Source organism: Elusimicrobiota bacterium, from assembly GCA_026388075.1.
In the GTDB taxonomy this organism is placed as follows: Bacteria; Elusimicrobiota; Endomicrobiia; order Endomicrobiales; family JAPLKN01; genus JAPLKN01.
In genome coordinates, this window is sequence record JAPLKN010000124.1 from 40,591 (window position 1) to 50,947 (window position 10,357).

8 protein-coding genes and 1 tRNA gene are annotated in these 10,357 nt (G+C 40.5%); 3 read left to right on the forward strand and 6 right to left on the reverse strand.

Going from position 1 to position 10,357, the window contains the following annotated elements:
* Positions 1-101: 101 nt before the first annotated feature.
* A tRNA-Thr gene (locus tag NT145_06820) sits at positions 102-173 on the forward strand.
* 37 nt (positions 174-210) lie between these two features.
* Here NT145_06820 and NT145_06825 read toward each other — a convergent pair.
* Positions 211-729 (reverse strand): DNA-deoxyinosine glycosylase, encoded by a 519-nt coding sequence (locus NT145_06825; protein MCX5782399.1) that lies wholly within the window; start codon positions 727-729, stop codon positions 211-213.
* Between the two features lie 396 nt (positions 730-1,125).
* Between NT145_06825 and NT145_06830 the strand changes: the two genes are divergently transcribed.
* Together NT145_06830 and amrB are read left to right on the forward strand one after the other, a co-directional pair.
* Positions 1,126-4,647, forward strand: a complete 3,522-nt coding sequence (locus tag NT145_06830; protein ID MCX5782400.1) for a DNA polymerase III subunit alpha — start codon at positions 1,126-1,128, stop codon at positions 4,645-4,647.
* A gap of 109 nt (positions 4,648-4,756) precedes the next feature.
* The gene (gene amrB / locus NT145_06835; GenBank protein ID MCX5782401.1) at positions 4,757-5,611 is read left to right on the forward strand and encodes an AmmeMemoRadiSam system protein B; all 855 of its coding nucleotides are present in this window, start codon (positions 4,757-4,759) and stop codon (positions 5,609-5,611) included.
* A gap of 114 nt (positions 5,612-5,725) precedes the next feature.
* On the opposite strand, the gene NT145_06840 is transcribed toward amrB, so the two are convergent.
* The 5 genes from NT145_06840 to NT145_06860 form a co-directional block, all read right to left on the reverse strand.
* Positions 5,726-6,067, reverse strand: a complete 342-nt coding sequence (locus NT145_06840) for a P-II family nitrogen regulator (protein ID MCX5782402.1) — start codon at positions 6,065-6,067, stop codon at positions 5,726-5,728.
* Positions 6,068-6,181: 114 nt separating this feature from the next.
* On the reverse strand, positions 6,182-7,567 hold the full coding sequence (locus tag NT145_06845; protein ID MCX5782403.1) for an ammonium transporter: 1,386 nt from the start codon (positions 7,565-7,567) through the stop codon (positions 6,182-6,184).
* A 123-nt stretch (positions 7,568-7,690) separates the two neighbouring features.
* Complete coding sequence (locus tag NT145_06850) at positions 7,691-8,389, reverse strand: hypothetical protein (protein ID MCX5782404.1); 699 nt, start codon at positions 8,387-8,389, stop codon at positions 7,691-7,693.
* A gap of 367 nt (positions 8,390-8,756) precedes the next feature.
* Entirely contained in the window at positions 8,757-9,098 is a 342-nt protein-coding gene (locus NT145_06855) for a P-II family nitrogen regulator (GenBank protein ID MCX5782405.1), read from the reverse strand.
* A gap of 93 nt (positions 9,099-9,191) precedes the next feature.
* Positions 9,192-10,357 (reverse strand): ammonium transporter (locus tag NT145_06860; GenBank protein MCX5782406.1); only part of this gene is annotated, 1,166 nt, incomplete at its 5' end.

The following is a 10,357-nucleotide window of genomic DNA, read 5'->3' on the forward strand; positions in this document are numbered from 1 at the left end:
AAATCTATAAACGGCATATTACAAAAGTTTCGCCTAAAAATCAATTTGACACTATTCTAAATATTTAGTATTTTTTAAGCGTTGCTTTAGTTTAACAAAGAGCCGACGTAGCTCAGTGGTAGAGCAGCGGTTTTGTAAACCGCTGGTCGGAGGTTCAAGTCCTCTCGTCGGCTTTTTTTATTAGCCGTACAACCTACGAGGTTGAATGGCTTATTTTTTGGGAAAATGTTTCTCATAAGCAAGTATTTTTGATTTCAAAGACATCCTTGCAAAACGAGGTGAGGGAGAAGGCAAAATGATAAAATTAACATTTTTAATTTTATCTTTAAAATTCTGGTTATAAAGTTTTTGAACAAAAGAACTTGTAAAAAAAACTGTTTTTATTGTGGGGTGACTATATAACATTTTAGGAATATCATTGAATAATATCGGAACTAAATTAGAATCGGAAGCATTATGATCAATCCTTTGACAAACTTTTATAATATCAGTTAATCCTACTTCTAGTTCAGTAAAAAGTTTCCTTTTCTTCGCTAAAGAAGACATATCCCGGTATGACCCGTACAAACATTCCATTATTTTCCAAAACTGGCTGTATTTACTTCCGTAAAACCATGGAGTTTTCCATATCCTGCGCGGCCCCGGAAAGCTTCCGACAATTAAATATTTTATATTTTTTGGAAAAAAATCCTTAAAAGGATGGCTTTCAGCTGTCTTTTTGTCTTTCATAAGGGTACATGATCCTTCGATTCGCCCTTTGACTAGGATCAGGGCTCACTCAGGATACTTCGATAGTTATCTCGAAAAAACCTTCGTTCTTAAGAGTCGATCCACGAAGTACTGAGCGAATCCTGAGCTTATGAAGGATGAGTCGAAGTACATTATATAAAATCAAATTTAAAACAGCGAAAATATTTTTGAAAACAAAAAATTATTATGTACAATAAGCAAAGTTAATTAACCCCGTTAGAGAAATAAAAGCTAATTAAAAAAGAAAAAAGTTTTCTTCTTTTAGAAATATTAATATAAATTTTAAATCCTAATCGGCAGCATTCTCTAACGGGGTAAATCCCCAGGGGGATCCTAATTACTGCCACACACCAATAACATTTCTTTTGGAGAATTATGACCCATTCGGAATTTGTTCATCTTCATAACCATACTGAATATTCATTATTGGACGGAGCTTGTGCCTTAACTGATGATAAAGGCAAGCCTTCCCCTCTTATACAAACGATCGCTAAAGAATTTAAAATGCCCGCCCTTGCAATTACGGATCACGGCAATATGTATGGCGCGGTAGAATTTTATACCGTGTGCCGTGAAGCAGGAATAAAACCAATAATCGGGTGTGAAGTCTATGTTGCGCCCGGTTCTCGTTTTGACAAAAAAGTAGAAAGATCTGATGATTGGGAAAATTATCACCATTTAACACTCCTTGCAAAAGATTTTGAAGGCTATCAAAACCTTATGCAAATTGTCAGCGTTGGTTTTACGGAAGGATTTTACTATAAGCCTCGCGTAGATAAAGAAATTTTAAATAAATTTTCAAAAGGAATTATCGCTTTGTCGGGCTGTCTTGCCGGCGAAGTTGCTTCAAATTTATTAAAAGAAAAATTTGACGCAGCCCAAAAAGTTGCCGTTGACTACAACAGTATTTTCGGCAATGGCAACTTTTATCTTGAGATAATGGATAATGGGCTTGAAGAACAAAGGAGAATAATTCCCCACCTGATAGATCTTTCAAAAAAACTTAATATCGGACTCGTTGCAACAAACGACTGCCATTATCTTAAAAAGGAAGACGCCTACGATCATGATGTGCTATTGTGCATAGGAACAGCCAGCACTCTTGATGATCCTAGCCGGCTTAGGTTTTCTTCCGATCAGTTCTATTACCGCCCCCCTGAAGAGATGATAAAACTATTTTCTTATTTGCCTGAATCAATTAAAAACACACTTTTAATTTCCGAGAAAACTGCCCTTGAAATAGATTTTAACCAGCTTTACATGCCTCATTATCCTGTTGTTGAAGGCGAAACTCCGGAAAAATTTCTTGAAAAACTCTGCCGGAAAGGGCTTAAAACACGCTATAGTGAACCGGCCGAGATACCTGAAAAAAGACTTAATTATGAGCTTTCAATAATAAACAAAATGGGATTTGCCTCATATTTTTTGATAGTTTGGGATTTTATACAATTTGCCAAATCTCAAAACATATCCGTAGGGCCGGGACGCGGTTCAGGAGCCGGCTCAATAGTCGCTTACTCGCTCGGTATTACTGATATCTGCCCTTTGCGTTACGGATTACTTTTTGAAAGGTTTTTAAATCCCGAAAGAAGATCAATGCCTGATTTAGACATAGATTTTGCGGATAACGGGCGAGACAAGGTAATTGAATATGTAATAAACAAATACGGTAATAAAAATTGCGCCCAGATAATCACTTTTGGCGCTATGAAAGCGCGCCTTGTTGTAAGGGATGTCGGAAGAGTAATGGGATTTACGCCTTCTGAAACGGACCGCATAGCCAAGATGATCCCTCCGATGGGGTCAACTATTTATACCGCGCTTCAAACGATCCCTGAATTAAAAAATCTCGCAAAATCTGATGATAAAATTGAAAAGCTTCTTAAAACTGCGCAGAAGCTTGAAGGGCTTAAACGCCATACCGGAGTTCATGCCGCCGGGATGGTTATCGCTAAAGAAGAAATTACAAAATTTTCCCCTCTGTCGCGCGGCGCAAAAGATATAATCACTACCCAATATGACGGAACGATACTGCCGAAACTAGGCCTTTTAAAAATTGATTTCCTCGGCCTTAAAACCCTTACTGTGATTGATGAAACGGTAGAAATAATAAATAAAACCGATCCGAAATTCTCAATAGAAAAAATAGATCTTGAAGATAAAAACACTTACCAGCTTTTCCTAGAAGCGCGCACTCTCGGTATTTTTCAGGTTGAATCCAAAGGAATGCGGGATTTAATCAGAAAACTTCAGCCGACAAATATTGAAGATATTATCGCTTTAGTAGCATTATATAGGCCCGGGCCGATGGGGTCAGGAATGCTGGATGATTTTGTCTCCAGAAAGCACGGGCGCACTAAAGTAAAGTATGACCATCCTCTGCTTGAACCGATTTTGAAAGACACCTACGGAGTAATCCTTTATCAGGAACAAGTAATGCGCATAGCAACAGATCTTGCCGCTTTTTCTGCGGGTCAAGCCGACGGGCTTAGAAAGGCTATGGGCAAGAAAATTCCCGAAGAGATAGAAAAACAAAGAGAAAATTTTATTAACGGCGCAAAAAATAAAGGGATTGAAAAAAGGCTTGCCGAAAAAATATTTGAACAAATAGTTCACTTCGGCGGTTACGGATTCAATAAATCACACGCCGCGGCATACGGAATTATTTCTTATAGAACCGCTTATTTAAAATCCCGCTATCCTTTAGAATTTATGGCAGCTTTATTAAATTCAGAGATAGGGCACTCTGCTATAGGCAAAGACGAAGAAGAAAGCAAACTTGCCACATACCTTACAGATTCGGAAAAAATGAAAATAAAAATTCTTCCTCCTGACATACAGTTCTCGGAGCCGCGATTTTCAATAGAAAACGGAAATATTAGATATGGCCTTACCGCAATTAAAAATGTAGGCGAAGGCGTGGCTGAATCAATAACTAATTCAAGAAAAGAAAAAGGCCCTTTTAAAAACTGGCAAGATTTTATAATGAGAGCCTATCTCCATGCTGCAAATAGAAAAGTTCTGGAATCATTAATAAAAGCCGGAGCCTTTGACAGTTTTGGCGAAAGTTACTTGTTCACAAGAGCCGATCTTATGACTAAATTGGACAAGTCCTTAGAACTTGCCGGCAGTAAGAATCAGGACGCTTCTATCGGGCAAGGCCTTTTGTTTGAAATGACTGAAATATCAGATACCAAAATAAACGGCATTAAAGTTGATGCGTGGTCAGAACACGACGCTCTTTCTAATGAAAAGGAAGTTCTTGGTTTTTATCTTTCAGGACACCCCTTAACTAAGCATCAGCAGGACCTCCTCTGCTATTCTCAGTACCGCCTTGACCGTCTTCCGCAGGGAGGCGCTGATCCGAGATCTTCTCCTTTAATCAGAGTTGCCGGAATTATTACAAATGCTAAAAAACTTGTCTCTAAAGCGAAAAATGAGTCTTATGCAAGATTTCGGTTAGAAGATTTAAACGGACAAATTGATGTCGTAGTATTTCCCAGCAGTTACAAAAACGGCCTTTCAAAATATATAGTCCCTAACAATTTTGTTGTAGTCAAAGGAAGGCTTTCCGGCCGAGATTCGGGCAATGAGCTTCTGGCAGAAGAAATAATGTCTATTGACGAGGCAAAACAAAAATTTGCGCCGTATGTCGGCACTATCCGGCTAAAAATATCGTCTGCGGGGCTTGAAACAGAAACCCTTGAAAATATTAAAACGATAATTAAAAAATATCCGGGAAAATCGCCAGTGGTTTTGGATGTTTTAGTTGCTGCCAACGAAGAATACTCTATTGAAACCGATTTGAAGGTAAAATATACTGACGAGTTTTTAAAAGATATTGAAAAAATCATCGGCCCTGATTCATGGGAAATGGAAACACAACAGCAGTTATAAGGGATAAGGGGTAAGTGATAAGTTTCAAAAATAACCTTAAAACAATTTTCCAATTCAATCTTAACACTTAAAGCGAAGCGTCTTACCCCTTACCACTGGGGAGGTAACAATGAATATCAGGAAACCGGCAGTAGCGGGGCAATTTTATCCATCTAATCCTGACGAACTTTCTTTGACGGTTGACGAATTTTTGGGCAATGTTCCCAATTTAAGCATTAAAGGTACCCCGGTTGCTTTCCTAGTGCCTCATGCCGGATACATATTTTCAGCTCAGACAGCCGCTTATTCATATAAACTCCTTTCAAAAACTGCGGCAAAAAATGTTATTTTAATAGGTAACTGCCACAACTTTCCTTTATACTGCGGCGCAATTTTTCCTGAAGGCCAATTTAAAACACCGCTTGGAAATATTGAAACGGATGAAAAAATTGCTAAGCAAATTATTAAGAATTCTAAACTCTTGGCGCTTGATGCCGCCCCCCATATCTCTGAACATTCCCTTGAAGTTCAGCTGCCTTTTCTTCAAAGGGTTTTAAAGAATTTCAAAATCGTTCCTATTCTTTTGGGAAATTTTTCTATGCAACAATGCAAAGAGATTGGCGAAGCAATCGCAAAAGCTATTATTGAGCTAAAAATTTCTGAGAGCACGGTAATTATTGCATCTTCTGATATGTCTCATTATCCCAGCGAATCCGAGGCAAAAGAAACAGACAAATCCGCTTTGGAAGCTTTAGAAAAATTTGATCCTGAGCTATTAAAAAAGACTATTGACAATTTAATGTCCCAAGGGATAACCGAACTTCACTGTGTTTTCTGTGGAGAAGAATCAATATATACGACAATGTTTGCTTCTAAATATCTGGGAGCAAAAGAAATAAAGGTGTTAAATTATTCCAATTCAGCTAAAACGTCCGGCGATAAATCACGGGTCGTGGGATACGGCGCAGCTGTCTTTTTGAAATAAAAAGAAGCCGGGCTTTAAATCAATTAAAACCCAGCTCCTTTTTTACCTAGCTCCTACCTACCCTCGGGTCCATAGGACCCTATGGGTCCGAGGACTATCTACTACCTACTGTTTCTACCCTATTGCCTGCCCGCCTTTTTCACCTGTCCTAATTCTAATACATTCAGGCAAGTCAAGGATGAATATTTTGCCGTCCCCTACTTCTCCGGTCCTTGCCCCTTTTATGATAGCTTTAACCGTCGGTTCAACAAAATTATCATTGACAGCTATTTCAAGCCGTATTTTTTTTAGGAGGTTTCCTGTTTCCTTAACTCCTCTGTAAACCTCAGTAACTCCTTTTTGCCTTCCGTGGCCTAATACTTCTGAAACAGTTATCAGATTAACATCAGCCTTATAAAGCTCTTGTTTTACTTCGTCAAGTTTGTAAGGCTGAATTACAGCAATAATTAGTTTCATGTTTTCCTCCATTTTCTAGCGTACAGCGTATAGCGTTTAGCGGATAGGAACTGCCTTTGGTGTTTGCTTTTCGTGTTTTGCTTTTTCTATACGCTATTTGCTACCCGCTATCCGCTATTCCAATACTGTATAAGCGCCTTCATGATGCTGTGACAAGTCCAAACCCATCGATTCATCTTTGTCCGTAACGCGAAGACCCATAAAAATATCTATGAGCTTAAGTAAAACTACTGTCACAACCAGCGAGTAAATAACCGTAATTCCGACCGCTATTAGCTGAATCTTAAGCTGAGCAAATTTTCCAAAAATAAGGCCGTCCGCTCCGGCAGGATTTACCAATTTAGTTGCAAAAATCCCGGTCGCGATCGCACCCCACATACCGCCAATGCCGTGAACACCAAACGCATCCAAAGAATCATCGTATCCAAATCTTGGTTTTATCAGTGCTACAGCGATGAAACAAACAATGCTTACTCCCGTGCCTATGGCTAAAGCACCAGAAATGTCCACAAAACCAGCTGCGGGAGTAATAGCAACAAGCCCAGCGACAGCACCAGTTGCAATACCAAGAGTTGTAGGTTTTCCGCTCATAAGCCATTCAATAAGCGCCCATACGAGACCGGCCGTTGCCGCACAAGTGTTAGTTACAACAAACGCATTTACCGCAAGACCGTTGGCACCGAGCGCACTTCCAGCATTAAAACCGAACCAACCAAACCATAAAAGTCCAGCCCCGAGAACGGTAAACGGTATATTATGCGGAGGGATGGGTTTATTATCGTATCCTCTACGCCTGCCCAAAACTAATGCGGTTACAATCGCTGCGATTCCGGCATTGATATGTACAACCGTACCTCCGGCAAAATCCAATGCTCCCAATTTCTTAAGCCATCCACCCATACCCCAGACCCAGTGCGCAACGGGATCATACACGAATGTTGCCCACAATACTATAAACACCAGAAATGAAGAAAACTTCATCCTTTCGGCAAACGCACCGATGATAAGAGCAGGAGTGATTACCGCAAACATAGCCTGAAATATCATAAAAAGTTGATGAGGTATCGTGGCGGAATAATCAGCATACGGCTCAAGCCCCACTCCTTTTAAAAAAGCCCACCCTAAACCGCCAGTAAAACCGTCACTGGGATGAAAAGCAAGGCTGTACCCGAAAATAACCCATTGAAGACTCATAACGCACAATACAATCATGCACTGCATTAAAATACCCAGCACATTCTTTTTCCTGACAAGGCCTCCGTAGAAAAACCCGAGCGCCGGAGTCATCACCATTACAAGCGCGGTCGCAACTATTACCCAGGCAGTGTCGCCAGTGTCAATCTTTGCGGGCGCCGGCGCTGGAACGGCAGTTTGCGACTGAACCGCAACCTGTTGAGTTGTGCCGGAAGCCGGCAGACTGCTGTCCTTTGCTTCGGCACAGAGTAAAACCCCGCTTAAAAGCATAAATCCTAACAATCCTAACCTAAATAAGTATTTCATTTTTTCCTCCTGAAGTCCTGCTTTGCAGGACTTCACCCCCATGCCTAGGTTTCGACTTGCCCCTGTGTATTGATTTCGAAGAAATCATCAGGGATAGAAAACTAAACAGGGGGGCTGACTGCGTCAGAAATTTATATCCAACTGCGTTGTAAACTGATTGTTCCTATTGATTATCGGATTAGTGTTGTTATACATTACATAACCAAAAATTATGCTTGTATTTGGCGCAAAAGAATACGATACCCCAGTACTTAAGGAACCGTAAACACTTTTTCCTGAAGCATAATCAATTGCAAACCAAACCTTTTCACTTAAATACCGATCAAAACTAACAATTACTCCTGTATTTGCTTTTTCACCCTTTTCATCAAGGAGTAATTTACCGTTTCCGCTATAATACCCCAGCGAAAACCGCCCGACAGGCTTAAATGTTTTAGCGGTAATGGCATACAAAATGTTCATATCAGAAACATCTTTTTTCCCGCCGAAATTGAAACCACCTACAGCCAACGCAGGGATTTTTTCAGCCTCATGAATACCATATTTCAGGTTAAAAAACAACGGATCCGCTGATGGCTCGGCCACATCAAAACCAATTTCAAGGTTTTTGAACGCCCCGTAGGTTAACCCGACATAAGTCGGTGAAGCATAGGCTTTTGTATCGTTTGATGTTACCGAGTAATAATTGTCTATGCCCAGGTGAAAGGTCCCTTTTGCCTGTATATCCGTAGACGGATTCCAGATTTGCGTGGAAGGCGTCCCAAAAACCGAACTGACTGCACCTACCGTTAAACCTAACAAAACAAACATTAATATTTTCATTTTTTCCCTCCTAAAAAGAAAAAAGCCATCAATCCCTCCCTTAGGACCGAAGACCGCAATGTCTTTTTCTCCTGCGTCATGCAGGAATTTATAACATTCTGCACAAATAAGAAGTCCTCAAAATCTTCTATGATTTTGAGGACTTCTTTGTCCTTCATTAATATATTTTACATTTAAAAATAGTTATTCTTTGAAACAAAATACAAAATATTTGTGAATTTAGTACCAAAATAGGGTAATTATCCCTGATTTTCGCTTTTTTTTATTTACCACCGCTGTCGTTTTCTAACTCCACTTGGTTTCAGTGTTATTTTTTTTAAGGTATTTTTTCCTAATACCTGCCTACTAAAACCTACCTACTGTCTTTTTACCCTATCGCAACGCCTCCCGTTTCACCGGTTCTTATCCTGATACATTCAGGCAAGTCAAGGATGAATATTTTGCCGTCCCCTACTTCTCCGGTCCTTGCCCCTTTTATGATAGCTTTAACCGTCGGTTCAACAAAATTATCATTGACAGCTATTTCAAGCCGTATTTTCTTTAAGAGGTTCCCTGTTTCTTTAACTCCTCTGTAAACCTCAGTAATTCCTTTTTGCCTTCCGTGCCCTAATACTTCTGAAACAGTTATAAGATTTACCTCAGCTTTATAAAGCTCTTGTTTTACTTCGTCAAGTTTGTAAGACTGAATTACAGCAATAATTAGTTTCATAAAACCTCCCGACTTCAATAAGTTTTTACTAAATCGGAGCTGCCTTTGGGCACCCCCCTGTTTAGTTTTCGAAGAAAACTAGGGGGGTATTTTCTATTCAAGTACCGTATAAGCGCCTTCATGATGCTGTGACAAGTCCAAACCCATTGATTCATCTTTGTCTTCGACTCTTACTCCCATCACCGCATCTATTATTTTAAGTATTATGAAAGTTATAATTGATGAGTATAAAATCGTAACGGTGGCAGCAATCAGCTGGATTTTAAGCTGGCTGAAATTCCCGAAAATCAGGCCGTTAGCCCCGGCAGGATTGACTATTTTTGTTGCAAAAATACCTGTGGCTATTACTCCCCATATTCCGCCGATTCCGTGCACGCCGAACGCATCCAGGGAATCGTCATAGCCCAGTTTGGCCTTTAAAAATGCTACAGCAAAAAAGCATAAGGCGCTTGATACTAAACCTATCGCCATGGCCCCTGACACATCAACAAACCCTGAGGCAGGAGTGACGGCGGCCAAACCCGCTATCACACCTGTTGCAATACCGAGCGTTGTCGGCTTGCCGCTGATTACCCATTCAAGTATAGACCACACAAGCCCAGCAGTTGCGCCCGCGGTATTCGTTACTACAAAAGCACTTACGGCAAGGCCGTTTGCGCCGAGAGCGCTTCCCGCATTGAAACCGAACCATCCAAACCACAGAAGCCCCGCGCCAAGAACGGTAAAAGGTATATTATGAGGAGGTATAGGTTTTCCTTGATACCCCCTGCGGTTTCCTATTACCAAAGCCGAAACTATAGCCGCAATACCCGCATTAATATGCACCACCGCTCCGCCGGCAAAATCCAAAGTTCCCAGTTTTTTCAGCCATCCGTCCGCTCCCCATATCCAGTGCGCTATCGGATCATATACAAATGTTGCCCATAAAACCATAAAAACTAGAAATGAGGAAAATTTCATTCTTTCGGCAAAAGCGCCGATTATCAAAGCGGGGGTAATGACCGCAAACATTGCCTGAAAAATCATAAACAACTGGTGGGGTATCGTTGCCGAATAGCTGTTATAAGGTTCAAGCCCCACTCCTTTTAAAAAAGACCACTCAAGCCCACCGATAAAACCGTTTCCCGGATGAAAAGCCAGGCTATAGCCGAACATTATCCATTGCAGGCTCAAAATACATAAAACAACCATACACTGCATTAATATTCCCAATACATTTTTTCTTCTCACTAATCCGCCGTAGAAAAAACCCAGCGCCG

Excerpts from the sequence above, each read along its gene's own strand:
- NT145_06850 (MCX5782404.1), bottom strand. The coding sequence starts at position 8,389 with ATGAAAATATTAATGTTTGTTTTGTTAGGTTTAACGGTAGGTGCAGTC.
- NT145_06830 (MCX5782400.1), top strand. The coding sequence starts at position 1,126 with ATGACCCATTCGGAATTTGTTCATCTTCATAACCATACTGAATATTCA.
- NT145_06840 (MCX5782402.1), bottom strand. The coding sequence starts at position 6,067 with ATGAAACTAATTATTGCTGTAATTCAGCCTTACAAACTTGACGAAGTA.
- amrB (MCX5782401.1), top strand. The coding sequence starts at position 4,757 with ATGAATATCAGGAAACCGGCAGTAGCGGGGCAATTTTATCCATCTAAT.
- NT145_06825 (MCX5782399.1), bottom strand. The coding sequence starts at position 729 with ATGAAAGACAAAAAGACAGCTGAAAGCCATCCTTTTAAGGATTTTTTT.
- NT145_06855 (MCX5782405.1), bottom strand. The coding sequence starts at position 9,098 with ATGAAACTAATTATTGCTGTAATTCAGTCTTACAAACTTGACGAAGTA.
- NT145_06845 (MCX5782403.1), bottom strand. The coding sequence starts at position 7,567 with ATGAAATACTTATTTAGGTTAGGATTGTTAGGATTTATGCTTTTAAGC.